This is a genomic window from Streptomyces sp. NBC_01481 (genome assembly GCF_026339995.1).
Classification (GTDB): domain Bacteria; phylum Actinomycetota; class Actinomycetes; order Streptomycetales; family Streptomycetaceae; genus Streptomyces.
On record NZ_JAPEPT010000001.1, the window covers coordinates 2174195 to 2194661 of the forward strand.

At 73.0% G+C, this 20467-nt stretch carries 18 protein-coding genes and 6 tRNA genes; 14 read left to right on the top strand and 10 right to left on the bottom strand.

What is annotated here, in order from left to right; genetic code table 11:
- Positions 1-6 precede the first annotated feature (6 nt).
- From cobT to OOK40_RS10090, 3 genes are all read left to right on the top strand, one after another.
- On the top strand, positions 7-3405 hold the full coding sequence (gene cobT, locus OOK40_RS10080; protein ID WP_266478526.1) for a nicotinate-nucleotide--dimethylbenzimidazole phosphoribosyltransferase: 3399 nt from the start codon (positions 7-9) through the stop codon (positions 3403-3405).
- Positions 3406-4251: 846 nt separating this feature from the next.
- On the top strand, positions 4252-5523 hold the full coding sequence (gene cobA / locus OOK40_RS10085) for a uroporphyrinogen-III C-methyltransferase (RefSeq protein ID WP_266478530.1): 1272 nt from the start codon (positions 4252-4254) through the stop codon (positions 5521-5523).
- An 81-nt stretch (positions 5524-5604) separates the two neighbouring features.
- Positions 5605-6423 carry an RNA methyltransferase gene (locus OOK40_RS10090; protein ID WP_266478534.1) on the top strand — a complete coding sequence of 273 codons (819 nt, stop codon included), beginning with the start codon at positions 5605-5607 and terminating at the stop codon, positions 6421-6423.
- A 21-nt stretch (positions 6424-6444) separates the two neighbouring features.
- Here OOK40_RS10090 and OOK40_RS10095 read toward each other — a convergent pair whose 3' ends face one another.
- The gene (locus OOK40_RS10095) at positions 6445-7638 is read right to left on the bottom strand and encodes a serine/threonine-protein kinase (RefSeq protein WP_266478537.1); all 1194 of its coding nucleotides are present in this window, start codon (positions 7636-7638) and stop codon (positions 6445-6447) included.
- A 231-nt stretch (positions 7639-7869) separates the two neighbouring features.
- Between OOK40_RS10095 and OOK40_RS10100 the strand changes: the two genes are divergently transcribed.
- From OOK40_RS10100 to OOK40_RS10115, 4 genes are all read left to right on the top strand, one after another.
- On the top strand, positions 7870-8127 hold the full coding sequence (locus tag OOK40_RS10100; RefSeq protein ID WP_266478540.1) for a hypothetical protein: 258 nt from the start codon (positions 7870-7872) through the stop codon (positions 8125-8127).
- Positions 8128-8315: 188 nt separating this feature from the next.
- Positions 8316-8522 carry a hypothetical protein gene (locus OOK40_RS10105; RefSeq protein WP_266478543.1) on the top strand — a complete coding sequence of 69 codons (207 nt, stop codon included), beginning with the start codon at positions 8316-8318 and terminating at the stop codon, positions 8520-8522.
- Positions 8523-9474: 952 nt separating this feature from the next.
- Positions 9475-10440 carry a phosphotransferase family protein gene (locus OOK40_RS10110; RefSeq protein ID WP_266478546.1) on the top strand — a complete coding sequence of 322 codons (966 nt, stop codon included), beginning with the start codon at positions 9475-9477 and terminating at the stop codon, positions 10438-10440.
- A gap of 68 nt (positions 10441-10508) precedes the next feature.
- Entirely contained in the window at positions 10509-10787 is a 279-nt protein-coding gene (locus tag OOK40_RS10115; protein WP_266478549.1) for a zf-TFIIB domain-containing protein, read from the top strand.
- Positions 10788-10841: 54 nt separating this feature from the next.
- Here the strand turns inward: OOK40_RS10115 and OOK40_RS10120 are convergent.
- From OOK40_RS10120 to OOK40_RS10140, 5 genes are all read right to left on the bottom strand, one after another.
- A tRNA-Val gene (locus OOK40_RS10120) sits at positions 10842-10916 on the bottom strand.
- Positions 10917-10958: 42 nt separating this feature from the next.
- A tRNA-Val gene (locus tag OOK40_RS10125) sits at positions 10959-11030 on the bottom strand.
- Between the two features lie 20 nt (positions 11031-11050).
- Positions 11051-11122: transfer RNA gene (locus OOK40_RS10130), tRNA-Val, on the bottom strand.
- Between the two features lies 1 nt (position 11123).
- Positions 11124-11197, bottom strand: a tRNA-Cys gene (locus tag OOK40_RS10135).
- Positions 11198-11230: 33 nt separating this feature from the next.
- Positions 11231-11303 (bottom strand) — tRNA-Gly (locus OOK40_RS10140).
- Between the two features lie 145 nt (positions 11304-11448).
- Here OOK40_RS10140 and OOK40_RS10145 point away from each other — a divergent pair.
- From OOK40_RS10145 to OOK40_RS10155, 3 genes are read left to right on the top strand one after another with little or no spacing between them, the layout of a single operon-like run.
- Positions 11449-12507: a chorismate-binding protein gene (locus OOK40_RS10145; protein WP_266478552.1), complete on the top strand. Its 1059-nt coding sequence runs from the start codon at positions 11449-11451 to the stop codon at positions 12505-12507.
- The gene (locus OOK40_RS10150; RefSeq protein WP_266478555.1) at positions 12504-13334 is read left to right on the top strand and encodes an aminotransferase class IV; all 831 of its coding nucleotides are present in this window, start codon (positions 12504-12506) and stop codon (positions 13332-13334) included. Before OOK40_RS10145 ends, OOK40_RS10150 begins: the two co-directional genes overlap by 4 nt.
- Before the next feature lie 42 nt (positions 13335-13376).
- Positions 13377-14216 (top strand): GNAT family N-acetyltransferase, encoded by an 840-nt coding sequence (locus tag OOK40_RS10155; RefSeq protein ID WP_266478558.1) that lies wholly within the window; start codon positions 13377-13379, stop codon positions 14214-14216.
- A gap of 6 nt (positions 14217-14222) precedes the next feature.
- Here the strand turns inward: OOK40_RS10155 and OOK40_RS10160 are convergent, their stop codons facing one another.
- The gene (locus OOK40_RS10160; protein WP_266478562.1) at positions 14223-14729 is read right to left on the bottom strand and encodes a DsbA family protein; all 507 of its coding nucleotides are present in this window, start codon (positions 14727-14729) and stop codon (positions 14223-14225) included.
- Between the two features lie 166 nt (positions 14730-14895).
- On the opposite strand from OOK40_RS10160, the gene OOK40_RS10165 reads away from it, so the two are divergent.
- Both OOK40_RS10165 and OOK40_RS10170 read left to right on the top strand, forming a co-directional pair.
- Positions 14896-15342 (top strand): hypothetical protein, encoded by a 447-nt coding sequence (locus OOK40_RS10165; RefSeq protein ID WP_266478565.1) that lies wholly within the window; start codon positions 14896-14898, stop codon positions 15340-15342.
- A gap of 103 nt (positions 15343-15445) precedes the next feature.
- Positions 15446-15598 (top strand): hypothetical protein, encoded by a 153-nt coding sequence (locus tag OOK40_RS10170; RefSeq protein WP_186357054.1) that lies wholly within the window; start codon positions 15446-15448, stop codon positions 15596-15598.
- Positions 15599-15613: 15 nt separating this feature from the next.
- Here the strand turns inward: OOK40_RS10170 and OOK40_RS10175 are convergent, their stop codons facing one another.
- Complete coding sequence (locus OOK40_RS10175) at positions 15614-16171, bottom strand: CGNR zinc finger domain-containing protein (protein WP_266478569.1); 558 nt, start codon at positions 16169-16171, stop codon at positions 15614-15616.
- Positions 16172-16416: 245 nt separating this feature from the next.
- Positions 16417-16830 (bottom strand): SsgA family sporulation/cell division regulator, encoded by a 414-nt coding sequence (locus OOK40_RS10180; RefSeq protein WP_003959770.1) that lies wholly within the window; start codon positions 16828-16830, stop codon positions 16417-16419.
- Positions 16831-17020: 190 nt separating this feature from the next.
- On the opposite strand from OOK40_RS10180, the gene OOK40_RS10185 reads away from it, so the two are divergent.
- Both OOK40_RS10185 and OOK40_RS10190 read left to right on the top strand, forming a co-directional pair.
- A complete protein-coding gene (locus OOK40_RS10185) occupies positions 17021-17479 on the top strand; it encodes a TIGR02611 family protein (RefSeq protein ID WP_266478572.1) in 459 nt (152 codons plus the stop codon).
- A 54-nt stretch (positions 17480-17533) separates the two neighbouring features.
- A tRNA-Val gene (locus OOK40_RS10190) sits at positions 17534-17605 on the top strand.
- A 65-nt stretch (positions 17606-17670) separates the two neighbouring features.
- Here OOK40_RS10190 and OOK40_RS10195 read toward each other — a convergent pair.
- Complete coding sequence (locus tag OOK40_RS10195) at positions 17671-20466, bottom strand: SCO7613 C-terminal domain-containing membrane protein (RefSeq protein ID WP_266478575.1); 2796 nt, start codon at positions 20464-20466, stop codon at positions 17671-17673.
- Position 20467: the final 1 nt, after the last annotated feature.

The window sequence follows — 20467 nt, forward strand, 5'->3', positions numbered from 1 at the left end:
GTACGCATGACTGACACCGGCCAGATCCCGGGCGAGGGGCTGCCGGAGAACGCAGGCATGGTGGAGCAGCCGGGCGTCCCCGCTCCTGGCTCGTACACCTACCTCGACCCCTCCGAGAACGGCTCCGAAGAGGACGATCTGCTGCTGATGCCGGGCGCGCAGGGGGCGTGGAGCGATCCGCAGCCGATGCAGCCCGTGCAGTCGGCGCAGCCTGTCCAGGCGATGCAGTCCGTGCAGTCCGTGCAGTCCGTGGAGTCGGCGCAGCCTGTCCAGGCGATGCAGTCCGTCCCCGTGCAGTCCGTGCCCGTGCAGCCCGTCTCCGTGCAGTCCGTGCAGCAGGGCCCGCTGGCTCAGGCGCCGGCCGGCCATGGATCTGCGGGATCCATGGAAGGACAGGCTCCGGTGGCCGTGCCGCCGCCCGCGCCGACGGCTCAGACCTCCGCTCCCGAGCATCTCGTCTCCGAGCACCATGGCGCCGAGTCCTTTGTGTCCGCGGTTCATGCCGAGGCGTTCGTGGGAGTGCAGTCGCCCGCTGGACCGGAGTACGCGGCGCCGGAGTACGCGGCTGCCGAGTTCGCCGCTCCCGCGCCGCCGGCGCCTGAGTTCAGAGATGAGCAGCCCGTCTCGGAGCCTGTCGCCGAACCGGCCCCGGTGGCCGAGCCGCCGGCACCCGCCCTGCCTGTCTTCGACGCTCACGAGTCGGGTGCTCACGAGGCCGGTGGCCGGGACTCCGGTTCCGTCGACCTCAATGGCGTACGCATTCCGCCCACATCGGGCATGCCGACGCCTCCGCCCATGCGACGCCCGCTGCACATGGGCCCGCCGCTGCCCGACACCTCGGGCGGAGTGGTGCGCTCGCTCGCCGACCGCGGTCCGGCGGGCGCGCGCCCGCCCGCGATGGCGGTCGCCAACCCCGGGCCGCCCACGGCGGGTCCGGAGTACCTCGACATCCCGCGCGAGGGGTCGGCAGCCATGCTGCCGGGACCGCAGCTGGGCGAGATTCCGCCGCAGGGCGGGGCTCCCTGGGATCCGCAGCCGCCGCAGTTCCACACGCCTCCTCCGGCGTCGGTGGAAGCGGTCGCCCCGGAGCCCGCTCCTGCCACACCGGTCCCTCCCGTTGTCGCCGAGGCTCCTCTCGCGGCCGCCGAACCCGAGCCCGAGCCGCAGGCGCAGCCGGAGGCGGAGCCCGAGCAGCCGTCGGCCGGGCAGTTCGTCCCGGTCAACGGGTCGCTGCCCACCACTCCCCACCTCGCGCCGACGCCGGTCCCCGCGGTGGTGCAGGCCGAGCCCGAAACGGCGCCCGAGCCCGAACCGGCGCCCGAGCCCGTGGAGGAGGTCGGGGCCGTGGCAGCGGTCACTGAGCCGGAGGCGGAGCCGCAGTTCGTGCCGGAGCCGGCTGCTCATGCCGAGCCGATCCTCGTGCCCGCGCCGCGCGAAGGCGACCCGGAACCACTCGTCCTGGCGGCTGTCGAGCCCGCCGAAGTACCTGCTGCCCTGCCTGTCGTCGAGGTGGTTCCCGAGCCCGCCGACGTGCCTGTTGCCGTGCCTGGCGCCGAGGACGGGCCGATCGTGGCTCCCGAGGAGGTCGTCGTGGCCGAAGAACCCGCGCCCGAGCCCGAACTGGAGCCGGAGCCCGCCGCCGTCACCGCGCCCGAGCCGGTTGCAGCCGGTCGCGCGGCCGCGCCCGGATACGACGACGCCGAGCGCGAAGCCGTACTGCGCGTCATGCGCGAACGCCGGGACATCCGTAACGGCTTCCGCAGCGACCCCATCCCGCACGAAGTGCTGCTGCGCGTCCTGGAAGCCGCCCACACGGCGCCCAGCGTCGGCCACTCCCAGCCCTGGGACTTCGTCGTCATCCGCTCCGCCGAGACCCGTCGGACGATGCACGAACTGGCCCAGCGTCAGCGCGAGGCGTACGCGAAGTCGCTGCCGAAGGGCAGAGCCAAGCAGTTCAAGGAACTGAAGATCGAGGCGATCCTCGACACCCCTGTGAACATCGTGGTCACCGCCGACCCGACGCGCGGCGGCCGCCACACGCTCGGCCGTCACACCCAGCCGCAGATGGCTCCGTACTCCTCCGCGCTCGCCGTCGAGAACCTCTGGCTCGCCGCCCGCGCGGAAGGCCTCGGCGTCGGCTGGGTCAGCTTTTTCGACGAGCGCGAGATGGTGCGTGCGCTGGGGCTGCCGGAGCACCTGGAGGTCGTGGCGTACCTGTGTGTCGGTTACGTCGACGAGTTCCCCGAGGAGCCCGAGCTGATGCAGGCGGGCTGGTCCAAGCGCCGTCCGCTGTCGTGGGTCGTCCACGAGGAGACGTACGGGCGTCGCGCCCTGCCCGGTGAGGAGCCCCACGACCTCCTCCAGGAGACCGTCTCCAACATCCGTCCGCTGGACGCGAAGGCGCTCGGTGAGGCGTGGGAGCGGCAGAAGCGGATGACCAAGCCCGCGGGCGCGCTCGGGATGCTGGAGATCATCTCCGCGCAGCTGAGCGGACTGTCCCGGATGTGCCCGCCGCCGATCCCGGAGCCCGCGGCCGTCGCGATCTTCGCGGGCGACCACGGGGTGCACGCGCAGGGCGTCACGGCCTGGCCCCAGGAGGTCACGGCCCAGATGGTGGCCAACTTCCTCGGCGGCGGCGCGGTCTGCAACGCGTTCGCCAATCAGGTGGGCGCCGAGGTCTGCGTCATCGACGTCGGCGTGGCCGGGGACCTGCCCGCCACGCCCGGACTGCTGCCGCGCAAGGTACGGCCCGGCACGGCCGACTTCACGACCGGGCCCGCGCTCAGCCGCGAGGAGGTCCTCTCGGCCGTCGAGGTCGGCATCGAGACGGCGCGGGATCTGGTGGCGGCGGGCAACAAGGGGCTGCTCACCGGTGAGATGGGCATCGCGAACACGACGGTCTCGGCCGCGCTGATCGCCGTGTACACCGGCATCGACCCGGGCGAGATCACCGGCCGTGGTACGGGCATCAACGACGAGATGCACGCGCGCAAGGTCGACGTCGTGCGCCGCGCGCTCGAACTGCACGCGCCGGACCCGGCCGACCCGATCGGCGTCCTGGCGGCGGTCGGCGGCCTGGAGCACGCCGCGCTGGTCGGCTTCATCCTCGGCGGCGCGTCGCTGCGTACGCCGGTGGTACTGGACGGCGTCTCGGCGGGAGCGGCCGCGCTGGTCGCCCGAGCGATCGCGCCGGAGGCCCTGGCGGCGTGCATCGCGGGCCACCGCAGCGCGGAGCCGGGCCACGTGGCGGCCCTCAACAAACTGGGCCTGCGGCCGCTGGTCGACCTGGACCTGCGGCTGGGGGAGGGCACGGGGGCGCTGCTGGCGCTGCCGGTGGTGCAGAGTGCTGCGCGGGCGATGCATGAGGTGGCGACGTTCGACTCGGCGGGCGTCACGGAGAAGTAGCCCGCGGCGGCGGCCCCTTCCGGCCGACTGGGTGGACGCCTCCTGCTGCGCGGCTGCGGCCGGGTGGTGGGTGCGCCCGCCGCCCGCCCGTTCCGGCCGACCCGGTGGTGGGTGCGCCCGCCTTCGGCGGGCCGTTGTCCCGCCCGCCCGTTCGGGCCGACCGGTTGCTCGAGGCCTCTGGTGGGTGGTCGGGCGCCGTCGGCGGCTTCCGCCCGCTGGCCAGCAGGCCCGCCGCCCGTTCCGGGCGACCGGTCGGTGGCTGTCGCCCGGTGGGTGGTGCGCCCGCCTTCGGCGGGCCGTTGTCCCGCCCGTTCGGGCCGACCGGCTCGGTTGGGGCTTCCGGTGGGTGGGCGGCCGTCGTCGTCGGCTTCCGCCCGGCGGCTTGCCGCCTCGGTGGCCGCGGTCCGGTGGTGGGTGTGCCCGCCTTCGGCGGGCCGTTGTCCCACCGCCCGCCCGCCCGTCTCGGAGCGAGACCGGTTGCTGGAGGCCTCTGGCGGGTCGTCGGGCGTCGTCGGCGGCCGCGGCGCGGTTGTCGGCAGGCCCGCCTCCCGTTCCGGGCGACCGGCCGGTAGCCGCCTCCGATGGCCGCTACGCCCGCCCCCCGACTCCCGGGCCACGGGCCGCGGCGCGAAGCTGCCGCCGGGGGCCGTGGGGGCGTCAGCCCCCGCGTAGCCCCCCACGGGGTCTGGGGCACCGCCCCAGTTTCGGGAAGGGGCGGGGCAGGGGAGAAACCCCCCACCCCCTTAAGGTATTCGCCAGGGCCCCACCCCACCCCACCTCACCAGCCGCTTCACCGCCGCAGCGGTCCCGTACACGCACCGCCCCGCACGAGGAGCCACGACCGCCATGGCCGAGCACGCAGAGCCCGCTGAGCAAGCCGAACCCGCCGCGCACGCTGAGCAAGCCGAGCACCCCGCCTACCCCGTCGGACTCCGCCTCACCGGGCGCCGCGTCGTCGTCCTCGGCGGTGGCCAGGTCGCCCAGCGGCGCCTGCCCGCGCTCATCGCGGCCGGTGCCGACATCGTCCTCGTGTCCCCGGAGGCGACGCCCTCCGTCGAGGCGATGGCCGCGGCCGGCGAGATCGGCTGGGAGCGGCGCACGTACGCCGAGGGCGACCTCGCGGATACCTGGTACGCCCTTATCGCGACCTCCGACGCAGAGGCGAACGCGCGCGCGTCCGCCGAGGCCGAGCGCACCCGCACCTGGTGCGTACGCTCCGACGACGCCGGCGCCGCCACCGCCTGGACCCCGGCCACCGGCCGGTCCGAGGGCGTGACCGTCGCCGTGCTGACGGGACGCGACCCGCGCCGTTCGGCAGCCGTGCGCGACGCGATTGTCGAGGGCCTGCGCGACGGCTCCCTCGCGGCGCCTCACCACCGCACCCGTACCCCTGGCGTCGCCCTCGTCGGTGGCGGCCCCGGCGACCCGGATCTGATCACCGTCCGCGGCCGCCGCCTCCTCGCCGAGGCGGACGTCGTCATCGCGGACCGCCTTGGCCCGCGGGACCTTCTCGACGAACTCCCGCCCCACGTCGAGGTGATCGATGCCGCGAAGATCCCGTACGGCCGCTTCATGGCCCAGGAGGCCATCAACAACGCCCTGATCGAGCACGCGAGGGCGGGAAAGGCGGTCGTGCGCCTCAAGGGCGGCGACCCCTTCGTCTTCGGCCGCGGCATGGAGGAGGCCGAAGCCCTCGCCGCGGAGGGCATCGCGTGCACCGTCGTCCCCGGCATCTCCAGCTCCATCAGCGTCCCCGGCGCCGTCGGCATCCCGGTGACCCATCGCGGGGTGGCCCATGAGTTCACGGTGGTCAGCGGCCATGTCGCCCCCGACGACGAGCGTTCGCTCGTCGACTGGGAATCGCTCGCCAAGCTCCGCGGCACGCTCGTCGTCCTGATGGGCGTGGACAAGATCGGCGCGATCGCGCAGACCCTCGTCGCACACGGAAAGAGCCCCGACACCCCCGTGGCCCTGGTCCAGGAGGGCACGACCGCGTCCCAGCGCCGCGTCGACGCGACCCTGGCGACCGTCGCCGAGACGGTCCGGGCCGAGGACGTACGCCCGCCGGCGGTCATCGTCATCGGCGATGTCGTCACCGTCGGCCCGCGCAAGCCATAAGCGTTCCGCACCGCGTAACCGCCAGTAACCGACCTGCGCCCAGCCGTTGGCACCACACCCAGGAGAAGGCAGTATCACCCTGTGGCTGATCTCATCACTGTCGAGGACCCCGACGACCCGCGCCTGCGCGACTACACGGGTCTGACCGACGTCGAGCTGCGGCGCAAGCGCGAACCCGCGGAGGGCCTGTTCATCGCCGAGGGCGAGAAGGTCATCCGGCGCGCCAAGGACGCCGGTTACGAGATGCGGTCGATGCTGCTTTCCGCCAAGTGGGTCGATGTCATGCGGGACGTCATCGACGAGCTCCCGGCACCCGTGTACGCGGTGAGCCCCGAGCTCGCCGAACGGGTCACCGGCTACCACGTGCACCGCGGCGCGCTCGCCTCCATGCAGCGCAAGCCCCTGCCCACGGCCGACGAACTGCTGCTGACCGCCCGCCGGGTGGTGGTCATGGAGTCGGTCAACGACCACACCAACATCGGCGCGATCTTCCGTAGTGCCGCCGCCCTCGGCATGGACGCGGTGCTCCTCTCGCCGGACTGCGCGGACCCGCTCTACCGCCGCTCCGTGAAGGTGTCGATGGGTGCGGTCTTCTCCGTCCCGTACGCACGTCTCGAATCCTGGCCCAGGGGCCTGGAGTCCGTACGGGAAGCGGGCTTCAAGCTTCTCGCCCTCACCCCCGACGAGAAGGCCTCCGCCATCGACGAGGCGGCCCCCCACCGGCTGGAGCGCGTCGCGCTGATGCTCGGCGCGGAGGGCGACGGGCTCTCGACACAGGCGTTGGTCGCCGCCGACGAGTGGGTGCGGATCCCGATGGCGCACGGAGTGGACTCGCTCAACGTGGGCGCGGCCGCCGCGGTCGCCTTCTACGCGGTCGCGACGGGCCGCCCGGGCGCCTGAGCCGCAGCCCCACGCAACCTGCTAGAGCTGCTGGGCTGCCGCGATTCCGAGCGCCACGATCAGCGTCACCACGACGAAGACGATGATGCGCTGGCGCAGCAGCCGCGGATTGGCGGGCCGCCGCCCGGGCGATGTGGGGCGCACGCCGGGCTTGGTGCCCTGGCGCCCGTTCGTGCGGGAGGTGTTGCGCGGCGCCTGAGGGCGCGTGCCGCCGGTGCGCGGCGGCTGCGCCGGGCGCGGCATGGACGTGCCCGCCGTCCGCCGCTCGAGGCGCTCGGTCCGCTCCACCCTCTCGGAGCGCTCCACGCGCTGCGTACGCTGCGGATAGCGCGAGGTCGGACGGTCCTGCTCGATCCGCTCGCGCTGGGCGGGAGGACGGGCCTCCGACAGCCCCTGGGCTTCCCTGGCCGCGATCTCCTTGAGCCGCATCGACAGCTGCAGCGTGCTGGGCCGCTCCTCGGGGTCCTTCGCCAGACAGGCCCGTACGAGCGGAGCAAGCGCGTCCGGAACCCCGTACAGCTGCGGCTCCTCATGCACCACCCGGTACAGCATGACTTCCGAACTGCCGTGTCCGAAGGGCGAGTCGGCGGTCGCCGCGTACGCGAGCGTGGCGCCCAGCGCGAAGACGTCCGTCGCCGGGGTGACGGCGGCGCCGCGCACCTGCTCGGGTGCGAGGAAACCGGGTGAGCCGACCGCCGTGCCGACGTGTGTAAGTGTGCTCGCGCCGGTCGCCCAGGCGATGCCGAAGTCGATGATCCGCGGGCCCTTCGGCGACAGCAGAATGTTCGACGGCTTCAGATCCCGGTGGACGACCCCGGCCTCGTGCACCGCGACCAGGCCCTCCGACAGGGCGGCCCCGATCGCGGCCACCTCGGCGGCCCGGAGCGTGCCGTCCTCGGCCACCTTGTCGTGCAGGGAGGGACCGGGGACGTACTGGGTGGCGAACCACGGGCGCTCCGCCTCCAGATCGGCGGCCACCAGCCGTGCCGTACAGCCGCCGCGGATCCGCCGCGCGGCCGAGACCTCGCGCGCGAAGCGCGATCTGAACTCCTGGTCCTCCGCGAGGTCCGGCCGGATCACCTTCAGAGCCACGCGCTGCCCGCGCCGGTCGGACCCGAGGTACACGACCCCCATGCCACCCGCGCCGAGCCGCCGGTGAAGCCTGAACGAGCCGACGACACGCGGGTCCTCGCGCCGGAGCCGCATCATCGCCATGTCCGTCCCCTACCTACGGTGGGGAGACCCCACCCCCGCTGCCACGGTCGTCCGTTTGACGTGGCACAGCTTACGTACCCCTGCCCCGGTGTGCTCATAGGCCGCGCCCTCGCGGCCCGATCGATTGTCAGTGCCGGGTGGGAAACTTGAAGAGTGGTCAGGGGGCCGCGGATCGGGCCCCCGTGACCCGTGCGAGATCTCAAAGGTCCGTCGCAGAAGGGGGATTGGATCGTGAAGGGTGACCGCGTGGAGATAGTCGTGGACGCGGGAGACACGACTCGTACGTACGAAGTGGTGGCAAGCAGGGCGGGTCGCAGGGTCGAGACGGCGGTGCGCAGGGGGGTGGTGGAAGTGAGCGAAGTCACCCGCACGGGAACGGTGGTGCGGACAGCGCGCTTCATGGCCACGAGGGTGCTGGCACTGGTCGAGCAGCCGGTGCCACGGGAGGACTCCTCGGAGCGTCCCCTCGGGGAAGACCCCAAGTCCTAGGAGCTCGTCTCCACCCAGGGGAGTACGTCACCGGGGCGATGCTCATCCTCCGGGAGGCCCGGCAATCGGTACGAGGGCATGACGCCCGGGACCCCCCGGATCCCTAATGTTGAAGTCAAGCGGCGGGTGCAGCACTCGTCCCCCGAGGTCAGACACCCGCCGCTGCCAAATACGACAGGAGAGGGACCATGGCCGACACGGCATCGCGGACGATGATCCGCACGCAGGGACGCAGGGCATTCGCCGCGTTCGGCGGCCGCCCGTCGGGCCGACGCCATCCGCTGGTGGCGACGGCGATGGTGCTCCCTCTCGCAGCCCTGCTCGTGGTCGCCTTCGGCGGCTGGGAAGCAGTGGTCACACAAGCGTCGTCCGTGGGCGTGATGCTGGGGCGCTGAGCGGCGCCCCGGGCCCGGAAGAGCGGTCCGGGTCGGGGACATCCGGCCAACAACCCCGTGGGGACGGGGGTGCGGCGGACGGCAGCGTTTGGCCGGTCAGCTGGGGAGCTGACCGGCCATCGCGCTGTTTCCCCTCGTGCGTGCGCCCCTCGCACCGCTCGGCCCTGGCGGGCCTCACGGGCTTCGGGCCGCTGCGCCGGACTCCGTCCGCCGGGACGGGGCGCAGCAGCGTCGTGAAGCCGGGGGTTGGCTCACCCCGCGCGGACTACGAGGCACACCGCTGAGCCGCACGCCTGGTCGGCTCGGCGTGCGCGCCCACCGCGCCACGCAGCTGGTCGACCTCGGCTGTGCCACCACCACGCTGCGAAGTGGACCCCACGGGGGTACGGGCGGCCCAGCGCCGCGAAGCCCTGGCTCCGCGAGGGCACGGCCGTGTGCCGCGAATGAGGCGCTCCACGGCGGTGCGGGCCTCGCGCGGCGAAGCCCGGGGTCCTCGAGTTTACGAGCCCTGCGCCGCGGCGGCCGGCGGGGGTTGTGGGGCCCGCGCCGACAAGCCCGGGCTCCCCACGGGTTGCGGGCCTCGCCCCCGAACCCGCCAAGCCCGGGCTCCATGGCGATGCGAGCCTCGCGCCCCGAACCCGGCGCCTGGGTTATGGGTCGCCCCCAAAACCCGACGCGCGCGGCAACGGCAACGGGCGGCCTCGCCTCGTGAAGGCCCACGCTGCACACGGGGGTACCCGGGTCGCGCCGCGAAGCCGGGGCGCGGGTTGTGGGGGCGTCAGCCCCCGCACTTCCCTTCCCCTCTGGGGGCTGGGGGCTCGCCCCAGTTTCGGGATGGGGGTACCTCCCGCGGCCGCCAGGCCGTAGGGGGAGGGCGGGGTGGGGGAAAACCCCCGCCCGCACCCGCGCCGCGTAGGCTCCCGCCAGGGAAACCGCACCCCGGGGGGAGACCGTGACCGCAGACGTCGTCCGCACGCTCGCCTACGTCGCCCGCGACGCCGCCCACCTCTTCACGCCGCGCCAGGCCTGCCCCGCCTGCGGGCACGACGAGGCCGTGCTCGCCGAGCGGGACGACGGCGCCGTCGTCCGGCACGGCGAAGCCGTCGCCAAGGCCCACGCCCCCGGCACCGACCCCGGCGCGCACCACGCCCGCCTCGCCGTCGCCGCCCACCCCCGCCTCACCGGCATCCTCCTGGCCCCCGTCCCGCTCCCCGCCGGAGACGTCAACGGCCGGCCCGTCACCGCCTGGCCCTACGGCCTGCCCGTGGACCCCGCGGATCCCGACACCGCCCCCTGGGAGGAAGCCGCCGCCCTGCTGGCCCGGCTCCACCGGATCGAGCCCGCCGGGCTCCCCGGCCCCATCCCTCCCATGCGCGGCCCCGCCAAGGCCGCCGTGGCCATGGCCCGGATGCGTGCGGCGGCGGCCGGGCACCCCGCGGCCGCCACCGTGGAGCGGGCATGGGCGCGCCTGCCCGCCTGGGCCCGCGACGAAGCGCCCCCGCCCCGCGCCGGCACGCTCTGCCACGGCGACCTCCACCTCGGCCAGCTCGTCCGCCATCCCGCCCCCGCCGGCCCCTGGCTGCTCATCGACGTGGACGATCTCGGCCTCGGCGACCCTGCCTGGGACCTGGCCCGGCCCGCCGCCTGGTACGCGGCCGGGCTGCTGGCCCCGGAGATCTGGGGGCGTTTCCTCGGGGCGTACACGGCCGCACAGGGGCCCGCGGTCAGCGGTGACGGCGACCCCTGGCCCCAACTCGACGCTCCCGCCCGCGCGCTGACCGTCCAGACCGCCGCCCTCGCCCTCGCGAAATCCGCCGCAGAACACCGCGAACCGGACGAGGTCGAGCAGGCCGTGATCGCCGCGTGTGCCCGAATTGCCGCCCTCCCGCCCGAGTTGGAGTTCGAGCCTCCGTCGTAGGCTGAACCACCTGTCACCGGGCATGCATCCCGGCGACGTCGACCGAACGGCGAGGAGCTGAGCAGATCATGCAGTGTCCCAAGTGCCATGCAGCGATGCACACGTACAACCGCAACGGCGTTCAGATCGAGCAGTGCAGCGGCTGCCGGGGGATATTCCTCGACTACGGCGAGCTGGAGTCCCTGACCCGCCTGGAGTCGCAGTGGACGCAGGCCCCGCCCGCGCCGCCGGCCCCGCAGGCCTACCCCGCACCCGCCGCGCCCGCCTGGGGCGCCCCGCACCATGGCGGACACCACGGCGGCCACCACCGCCAGAAGAGCTTCGGCCGGATGCTCTTCTCCTCCTGAGCCGCCCCACGGACGACAGAACCCCCGGCCGTCTCGACGGCCGGGGGTTCTGGCTGGTGCGCGATACTGGGATTGAACCAGTGACCTCTTCCGTGTCAGGGAAGCGCTCTCCCGCTGAGCTAATCGCGCGGGACGATCTTGAGTTGTGCTGCGGTCCTGCGTGGTGCTGCGTGCGCGATACTGGGATTGAACCAGTGACCTCTTCCGTGTCAGGGAAGCGCTCTCCCGCTGAGCTAATCGCGCGCGAATCCTTGCGGATCCAGTGGACGATACTGGGATTGAACCAGTGACCTCTTCCGTGTCAGGGAAGCGCTCTCCCGCTGAGCTAATCGTCCGTGGAGGTGGAGACGGGATTTGAACCCGTGTAGACGGCTTTGCAGGCCGTTGCCTCGCCTCTCGGCCACTCCACCCGGAGTGCAGGGGTTCGGGAAGATCCCCCATCGAGCGGACGACGAGATTCGAACTCGCGACCCTCACCTTGGCAAGGTGATGCTCTACCAACTGAGCCACGTCCGCTTGTCGTTTCCGGCCCGCTTGCGCGACCCGGCGACGTGTTGAACTCTAGCGGATTCCTGGTCCAGCACAAAAACGCGTTTCCGCAGCGTGCTGAGGTATGTTCACGCCGCAGCGGCCCGTCGGCGCCCGCCATACACTCACAGACGTGCACGACCTTGCTCCTCTGGCCCGCTTCGGCCACCTCCTCGCCACGGACATCCGTGATGTCACCAGCGACCCGGAAGCACTCGGCTCCGCCGGCTTCTGGGCGGTCGCCGCGGACTTCGAGGGCCGTCTGACCTGCGCCCGCTTCGACAATGTTCGTACGCAGCCGGTGCCCGAGCCCGTGCCGGGGCGCTGGCGCGGACCGGCCGCCGGCGACTGGACCTCCTCGCTGGACCGGCAGGCGTACACGGCCGGTGTGCACCGCATCCGCGAACACATCGCGGCGGGCGAGGTCTACCAGGCGAACCTCTGCCGAATTCTCTCGGCGCCCCTGCCCGACCCCGATGCGGCCGACGTCGACGCGCTGACCGCCCTGCTGGCGCGGGGCAACCCCGCTCCGTACGCCGGAACGATTCGGCTGCCCGCCCACGGCGTCGAGATCGCCACCGCGTCCCCCGAGCTCTATCTCAGGCGCGACAGGCAGATCGTCGAGTCCGGGCCGATCAAGGGCACCGGACGCACCGCCGAGGACCTGCAGGAGAAGGACCGCGCGGAGAACGTGATGATCGTGGACCTGGTCCGCAACGACCTCGGGCGGGTCTGCGCCACGGGCACCGTCACCGTCCCCGCCCTGTGCGCCGTCGAGGCTCATCCCGGTCTCGTGCACCTCGTCTCGACCGTCCGCGGCGAGCTGGGGCCGAAGGCGGGCTGGCCGGAGCTGCTGGCGGCCACGTTCCCGCCCGGCTCGGTGACCGGTGCGCCCAAGTCCAGTGCGCTGAAGATCATCGACGCTCTGGAGACGGCACCCCGGGGCCCGTACTGCGGAGGCATCGGCTGGGTCGACGCCGACCGCGGCACCGGCGAGCTCGCCGTCGGCATACGCACGTTCTGGATCGACCGCGACCAGCCCCGAGGACCGGTGCTGCGCTTCGGCACGGGCGCCGGGATCACCTGGGGCTCCGACCCCGAGCGCGAGTGGGACGAGACCGAGCTGAAGGCGTCCCGGCTGCTCGCGGTAGCGTCGGGGGTGTACGCGGCAAGCGGAAGGACAGCTGGATGAAGCTCTGGGTCAATGGCGGACTCACGGACGCCGAGAACGCCCGGGTATCCGTGTTCGATCACGGTCTGACCGTGGGCGACGGCATCTTCGAGACGGTCAAGGCGGTGCACGGCCAGCCCTTCGCCCTCACCAGGCACCTCGACCGGCTGACCCGCTCGGCCCGCGGCCTCGGCCTGCCCGACCCCGACCTGGACGAGGTGCGGCGCGCCTGCACGGCCGTACTGGAAGCCAACCCCATGGAGCTCGGGCGGCTGCGCATCACCTACACCGGCGGCCCTTCGCCGCTCGGCTCCGACCGCGGCACCGAGGGGCCCACACTGATCGTGGCGCTCGGCGAGAGCCGGCGCCGCCCCGACGCCACGGCGGTGATCACCGTCCCGTGGATCCGCAACGAGCGCGGCGCCCTGACCGGGCTCAAGACGACGTCGTACGGCGAGAACGTCGTCGCGCTCGCCAGGGCCAGCGAGCAGGGCGCGTCCGAGGCACTGTTCGCCAACACCGTCGGACAGCTCTGCGAAGGCACCGGTTCCAACGTCTTCGTGGTCGTCGACGGCGAGCTGCACACCCCGCCCGTCTCCTCCGGCTGTCTTGCGGGCATCACCCGCGCCCTGACCGTGGCGTGGACCGGGGCCAAGGAGACCGACCTGCCCTTCGACGTGCTGGAGCGGGCCGAGGAGATCTTCCTGACCTCGACGCTGCGCGACGTACAGGCGGTCCGGCGCGTCGACGACCGCGCGCTCACGGAGGCGCCGGGACCGGTCACCGCCAAGGCCATGCGGATCTTCGAGGAGCGGTCGGCCGCCGACGCGGATCCGAAGGCTCTGTAAAACCCCGTGACGAGCGGCCGCAGGGCAGGTAGAACACCCCTGATGACCACCACCCTGCGGCCGACCGGGCCGCTTCAACACGAGGCGGACGGCGCGCAGTCACGGCTCTACGAGGTCTGTGTCAACAGCCGTCCCGTCGGCCGGATCGAGATCGCCACCTTCCCCGCTCTCAGCGCCACCGCGGGCACCATCCGCTCGCTGGGCATCGACGAGCGAGACCGGCGGCGCGGGCGGGGGACCGTCGCCGCGCTCGCCGCCGAGGAGGTGCTGCGTGGCTGGGGCTGCACCCAGGTGCAGGTCGCCGTTCCGCCGGAGGCGACCGCGGCCACGCGGCTCGCGGCCGCACTCGGCTACGTCGAGCGCGGCCGCAACATGCTCAAGGAGCTGCCCGACGGCCCGTCCGCCCTGCCGCCGGATGTCGCGAGCCGCCCCATGAGCGAGGCGGAGTTCGCGCAGTGGCGTGCCACGGCCGTCGAGACCTACGCACAGAACTGGATCGACAGGGGAGTCCCCGCGGCCGAGGCGCGCGCCAAGTCGGAGGCTCAGCACAGCGCGCTCCTGCCCGAGGGCCTCGCCGGCCCGGGCGTCCGGCTCCACGTCCTGGAGCGGGAGGGCGCCGTTGTGGGCCATGTCCTCGTCGGCCGGCGCGAGGTGCGTCCCGGTGAGACGGGGGCGTACGTGTACGACGTCGAGGTCGTCGAGGGACAGCGCGGCCGCGGCCATGGCCGGTCCCTGATGCTGCTCGCCGAGCGCGTCGCGCTGGACGCCGGGCTGCCGCTGCTCGGACTGCACGTCTTCGCGGACAACACCCCGGCGCTCAGGCTGTACGAGTCGCTCGGCTACGAGACGACCCACATCAACAGCTTCAAGCAGCTCATCTAGCCGGACCTAGCCGAGCAGGCGGTCCGCGATCGCCTCGATGCGCTCCCGCAGCCCCTCCTGGCTCTTGCCGCCGTCGAGACGCTCGCCGTCGATGACGTACGTCGGCGTGCCCGTCACGCCGATCGCCTGGCCCTCGGCCTGGTCGGCGTCGACGATCAGGATGTGCCGGCCGTCGATCAGGGCGGTGTCGAACTCCTCGGCGTCCAGGCCCAGTTCACGCGCGACGTCGAGCAGGAGCGGCTCGCCCTTCGCGGCGAGCTCGTCGACGCGTCCGAGCACCGCCTCGATGTACGGCCAGCCCTTGCCCTGTTCGGCAGCCTCCTCAGCGGCCTGCGCCGCCGTGAAGGCGTGCTTGTGCTTGTCGAGGGGGAAGTGCCGCAGCCGCAGCTCGAGCCGGTCGCCGTAGCGCTCGCGCAGAGCCCGCAGATCCTTCAGGGCGCTGCGGCAGTCGGGGCACTGGAGCTCGCACCAGACGTCGAGCACGACGGGGCGGGCGGTGGTGGAGTCGCTCATGGGTCCAGTGTCCCAGTCCGTGGCCACCCGCATCGACCGGGACCTGGGGAGGAGACCGCCCCGGAGATCTCCCTGAGGTCGTCCGGGACCGTGGCCGCAACGGGGCCCGACGGTGCACGATGGAAGGGACGTACCCCCTCATGCCCGTCTGAGCCTGGAGGACCGGATGCTTGCCGAGACCATTTGTTCCGCGGTGTCCGCGGCGGGCCTGGGCATCGCCGCCGTCACGGCGTACCGCAAGCGTTTCCTCGCCGCGGCACGGATAGCCGCCTACTCGCTGGTCCCCATCGGCCTGGTGCTGACCGGCGCGGTCGAATGGGTCGTGGACACGGCCTTCAGCCCGTCCGCCTGGTTCGGCTTCGCCCTGCTCGGCGGCGCCTGGCTGCTCTTCATGACCACCCGGGCCATCGAGCGGCGGGGCGGTGGGACTCGCAAGGAACGCAAGGCCGCCGCCAGGGCGGCGGAGCAGGGGGTCGTCGCCCCGGCAGCGTCGGCGCCCTCTCTCGGGCCGGGCAGCCGTCCCGCGACCCAGCCCAAGGCGAAGCCGAAGGCCGCCGGTTCCGGCGAGGACTTCAGCGACATCGAGGCGATCCTCAAGAAGCACGGCATCTGACGTATCACGCCATGGCCGCAAACACGGGATCTGGTGAACTCCCGCAGTCGAGGGGCGTGTTGATCGATCACGGCAGGCTGCTCTGCGCCATCATCACCCCGAGATGCTCGATACCTCACGGGGCGAGGCCCCCGCACCGACCGAAGAGCCGCGTGGCTGCCTCTTCGCACTCTCCCAGCCGCCCCTGATGATCTTTCTCGCGGTGATCGGCTTTCTGCTGCTCATGGCCGCGGTACACGATCTGTTCCTGCTGTGAGGGGATCGGGGCCCCTCAGCCGGCCGCTTCCTTGCGGCGCGCGCGGTACGCGGCGACATGCAGGCGGTTGCCGCAGGTGCGGCTGTCGCAGTAGCGGCGTGAGCGGTTGCGGGAGAGGTCGACGAAGGCGCGCCCGCAGTCCGGGGCCTCGCAGCGCCGGAGGCGCTCCTGTTCGCCCGCGACGACGATGAAGGCCAGCGCCATCCCGCAGTCCGCCGCGAGATGGTCGGCGACCGATGCACCCGGCGCGAAGTAGTGCACGTGCCAGTCGTAGCCGTCGTGGTCGGTGAGCTGCGGGGTGGTTCCCGCAGCCGCCACCAGTTCGTTGACCAGTTCGGCCGCAGTGCGGCTGTCGGGCGCTGCGAAGATCTCCGCGAACTGCGTCCGCACGCCCTGCACGGCCTTCAGGTCCCGCTGGCTCAGCTCGCCCACGCCGCTGACACTGTGGCTTCGTACGAAGTCGTACAGCGAGGCGACGTCCGCGAGCGCGTCGTCCTGCCCGCTCTCCGGGGCGGTGTTCACCAGATCGACGACGGTGTCGAGGGCGATGCGGGTGTCGTGGGGGATCAGCACGATTCGCTCCCTGGCTGCTGCGGGCCGGTGCCCGCCGAATTGCGCTGACTCTAGCGGTTCGTGCCTAGACCCTGTCCGGCCGATCTTGCCGGGTTCGCGGCCTGGTCGACCGGACAGGACCTGAGCGCACCGGCGCCGTCACTGCGGTGGAATCCGCGGTGACGGCGCCGGTGTCTGACGTGTGTGGTTGTCCGCGCGGCGCCGTCGCCCCGAGTCGGACGGCGCCGTGCAGCTATCGGCCTGGCTCAGCTCTCGGCGAGGATGTGCGAGAGCTCCGTGTCGAGATCGAAGTGACGATGCTCGGTGCCGGGTGGCACCGCGGCGTCGGTCCGCTTCAGGAACGACTCCAGGGCCCGCGCCGGGGCCTCGAGCAGGGCTTCGCCCTCCGGGGAACTCAGCGCGATGCAGACGACGCCCTGGCCATGACTGCGTGACGGCCAGACTCTGACGTCGCCCGTGCCGGTGGGCCGGTGCAGACCCTCGGCGAGAAGATCGCGGGCGAAGACCCACTCGACCGTCTCTTCGGCTCCGGTGTGGAAGGTGGCGTGCACGGCGTAGGGATCGGCCGTGTCATACCGCAGGCCCGCGGGTACAGGCAGTGAAGACTCGCTCGATACAACGAGGCGCAGGTGCAGCTCGCAGCTGACCGTGGTGTTCATAAGCGCCAGGGCCTTTCGCTCAGTGTGCGCTCGGGGATTCGCACGTCGGCGAAATCGACATGCCACCTACGGTGCCGTTGTAAACCCCTCTGACCGTTTTGTGATCCTTCATGTCGCTCGTATAGCGGTGCATCACTTTGTGTTATAGGGCCATTCCGGTGACCACGCCGAATCCGGTACGTTTGGCTTCATGAATGCGGAGAGTGACGAGCGGGGCGAGGTCGTCGAAAAGACGACCGAGGTTCCCGCCACGGGGGACGTGACGGCGGCGAAGGAGCCGGTGCTGGGCTCGAGGGCGCCCCACTTCATCAAGCGGTCCAGGCCGCTGCATGTGAGCTGGCAGGTCGGTGTTTTCGTCGTCGGCCTCGCGGTGGTCGGCGCCGGCATCGTGATGCTGCCGCTGCCGGGACCCGGCTGGCTGGTGATCTTCGGCGGCATGGCGATCTGGGCGACGGAATTCGTCTGGGCGCAGCTGGTGCTGCGCTGGACCAAGCGGAAGGTGACCGAGGCGGCGCAGCGCGCGCTCGATCCGAGGGTCCGCAGGCGCAACATCATCCTGACCACGATCGGCTTGGTGATCATCGCCGTGCTGGTCGGAATCTACGTCTGGAAGTTCGGCATCGTGATGCCGTGGAAGATCAAGGAGTGACCTGAAAATGGTCTGGGGGACACTCTGACATGGGGTAATCTTTGCGGAGTGCCCGGGCGATTAGCTCAGTGGGAGAGCGCTTCGTTCACACCGAAGAGGTCACTGGTTCGAACCCAGTATCGCCCACCCGGACCGAAGGCCCGGAGACGTCGAGTCTCCGGGCCTTCGGCGTTCGTGCGTCCGGGGCCGAGTCAGCGCATCCGGCCCAGGGTGTCCCGCAGCCTCCGGGCGTCGCGCAGCCGCTGCTCGTAGGTCGCGCCGACGGCGAGGAGCAGCAGTCCGGCGAGCGCGGGCGGCAGCCAGCGGGGGAGTACGCCCACGACCTGGACGACGTACGGCGCGAGCTCGTGCAGCGCGTCGAGGGCGAGCACCGCGCCGCCGAGCACCAGCAGCGCCTGAAGGCGCAGCCGGGCGCCGGTGAGCGTGAGGGCCAGGGCCGCCAGGCCGAGCAGCAGCGGGCGCAGCCAGTGGTCGTCTCCCCAGGCCGCGACGAGGCTCGGCAGCAGCGTCGCGGCGAGACCGGGGCCGTACGCCGTCCAGGACGAGGCCCCCGGGTCGCGGCGGCGGCGCAGCACGCCGACGGCGAGCGCGGGGAGGGTCACGAGCAGGGTGTACGCCTCCGGGGTGGTGACGTCCGATGCGTACAGCCGTACCCAGGTGGCGAGCACGAACAGCACCGCGGCGAGATATCCGGCGGCGGGGCGGCGCTCGGCCCGTACCGCGGTGCCCGCGGCGATCACGGCGCCGAGCGCCAGCACCAGGGCGAGGGTCGGCCTGTCCCCGGTGGCGAGGACGACCGCGACAAGGCCCGCGGCCGCGCCGGTGAGTTCCATGGGGAGGGCCACGGGGTGGCGGCCCAGCCGGGCGGCGAGCAGGGCCACGGCGGCGGGGACGGCGAGGATCAGCAACGCGGCCCGGTGGGGCGGGAGTTCGGCGGCCGCGGCGACGGCGCCGAGCAGTGCGGTCGCGAAGCCGGTGGCGGTGCAGGCGAGGACTGCCTGCACGGCCCGCGGGCCGCGGGCGGTGAACGCGGCCGCGGCGAGGGCGGCGGTCAGGGTGCCGAGCACCGTGAACGTCGCGGGGCGCGTGGCCATGGCCAGTACGGCGACGCTCCCGGCGCCCGCGAGAGAGCAGGCGAGGGCGACGGGGACGGCGGCCGGGGCGAGCCGGGCGGTCCACGCGGGACGCACGGCGAGCGCCAGGGCGGCGGCGGTGAGGAGCACGTGCAGTGTCAGGGTCGCGACGTAGCCGAGATCGAGCGCGGGCGGCACGACGAACAGCCCGGCCCACGCGAGGGCGATGGCCCCGGTGCCGGCCGCGGCACGGCGGTCGGGCCGGGCCGCAGAGGCCGTGGGAGCGCCGACTGTCGGGCCCCAGGCGGGCCAGGAGGCGTCGGTGGGCGGCGGGCCCGCGGTGGGTCCGGCCGGTCCGGCCGGGGGCGGTGTACCCGGCGTGCCGGGCGCAGGGGTGGGGTGACCTGCCGGGGTGGGAGCTTCCGGCGCGCCCGCGCGGTCGTGCTGCGTGGTCTCGTCCGAGTCGTCGCCGGGGGCAGGGGTTCGCGTCGCCGTCGGTGACAGCCACCAGCGCGACGCCGTCGCCAGCATCGCCGCCACGATCAGCAGGACAAGCAGGGACGCCGTCAGGCCCGGCCCCGGGAGCGGTACGCCCAGTGCGCCGCGGGCTGTCGGCCCGGTGGCCGACGACCAGATGGTGTCCGTCGTCGACAGCGGCCCCGCCAGGGTGAGCGCCACCAGGGGGAGCGTCACGAGAGCCGCGAGCGCGTGGACCGCGCCCGCCGCGGCGGTCAGGCCCGGACGCAGTCGCTGCGGCGAGGCCGTCCGTACGAGAACCAACAGGCCGACCGAGCACAGCAGATACCCCAGCACCGACCATCCCTCGGGGACGCCCGCGCGGGCCACTGCGCCGAGCGCCGCGATCGTCGCGAGACCGGCCACGGCGGAGCAGGGCACCGAGGCCGGCGGCGAGCGCCAGGCCGCGAAGAGCGCCACGCCCGCCGCCGCGAGGAGCAGCCCGGCAGGGGCGAGCGCGTCGAGCGGTGTGTCAGCGGTCACCGACTGCGCGCCGCCGATAAGCAGGGCCCAGCCACCCGTCACCGCGGCGCAGGTGGCCGCGAAGGGCCGGAGTCCCGGCTTAGAGGGTGTCCGGTGGATCTGGCTGGGCTTGCGACGCCCTGCGACTCCGTCTCCGGCGTTGTCGTCGGTCGGCATGGCTCCGCCATGCCTCCCTCCTCCGCCTTGGATCCGAAGCCGCATGACGCCGCTCCCTGATCCAGCCTGATCCACCGGACGCCCCCTCGCCCACAGCGCGACCGCGACATCGAGCGAGGCGGTCGCCAGCAGGGCCCACTCCATCGGCGGTGCGCCCGGGCCGGCGGTCAGCGACCAGAGCGGCAGCGGGAGTTGCGCGGTCAGCACGGCCACCGGCAGCGGAATCCGCAGCCGCTCCAGGGACAGCCCGTACGCCGACCAGAGCGCGGCGAGCACGGCCGAGGCGACGGCCGCGTAGGCGAGCGGGCCGGTCTCCGCCAGCGCGACCCGGTGCAGGGCGTACGCGTCCAGCACCATCAGCACCAGGCCGAGACCTGCCAGGGACTCCGCCGTGGAGGCGAGCTTGCGCCGCAACAGCGCGACCGGTGCGGCGAGCGCCGCGACCGTCACGGCGCCGAGCACCGCCGAGCGCCCACCGATACCCAAGTGACCCCAGCTGACCAGCGTGAACGCGATCGCGGCGATGGTCAGCAGGATGCCGCCGAGCGTGAGCAGCAGGTTCTGCACACTGCGCGGCGCGGCGTCCGGCGGGGGAGCGGCAAAGGGCCGCGCCGCCGGAGGCGGCGGCGCCACATGCTGCTGTACGACGGTGAGCAGCCAGGCTCTGCGGGCCAGCAACTGGGCCCGGCGGGCGTCCAGTCGGACGAGCTCGCGGTCGAGGATCGCCAGTTCCTCGGCGGGTGGCGGAACGTTCTCCATA

Coding starts and splice junctions, on each gene's coding strand:
- OOK40_RS10160 (WP_266478562.1), bottom strand. CDS start 14,729: ATGAGCGACTCCACCACCGCCCGCCCCGTCGTGCTCGACGTCTGGTGC.
- cobA (WP_266478530.1), top strand. CDS start 4,252: ATGGCCGAGCACGCAGAGCCCGCTGAGCAAGCCGAACCCGCCGCGCAC.
- OOK40_RS10105 (WP_266478543.1), top strand. CDS start 8,316: ATGGCCGACACGGCATCGCGGACGATGATCCGCACGCAGGGACGCAGG.
- OOK40_RS10195 (WP_266478575.1), bottom strand. CDS start 20,466: ATGGAGAACGTTCCGCCACCCGCCGAGGAACTGGCGATCCTCGACCGC.
- OOK40_RS10150 (WP_266478555.1), top strand. CDS start 12,504: ATGAAGCTCTGGGTCAATGGCGGACTCACGGACGCCGAGAACGCCCGG.
- OOK40_RS10155 (WP_266478558.1), top strand. CDS start 13,377: ATGACCACCACCCTGCGGCCGACCGGGCCGCTTCAACACGAGGCGGAC.
- OOK40_RS10165 (WP_266478565.1), top strand. CDS start 14,896: ATGCTTGCCGAGACCATTTGTTCCGCGGTGTCCGCGGCGGGCCTGGGC.
- OOK40_RS10180 (WP_003959770.1), bottom strand. CDS start 16,830: ATGAACACCACGGTCAGCTGCGAGCTGCACCTGCGCCTCGTTGTATCG.
- OOK40_RS10185 (WP_266478572.1), top strand. CDS start 17,021: ATGAATGCGGAGAGTGACGAGCGGGGCGAGGTCGTCGAAAAGACGACC.
- OOK40_RS10170 (WP_186357054.1), top strand. CDS start 15,446: ATGCTCGATACCTCACGGGGCGAGGCCCCCGCACCGACCGAAGAGCCG.
- cobT (WP_266478526.1), top strand. CDS start 7: ATGACTGACACCGGCCAGATCCCGGGCGAGGGGCTGCCGGAGAACGCA.
- OOK40_RS10115 (WP_266478549.1), top strand. CDS start 10,509: ATGCAGTGTCCCAAGTGCCATGCAGCGATGCACACGTACAACCGCAAC.
- OOK40_RS10095 (WP_266478537.1), bottom strand. CDS start 7,638: ATGGCGATGATGCGGCTCCGGCGCGAGGACCCGCGTGTCGTCGGCTCG.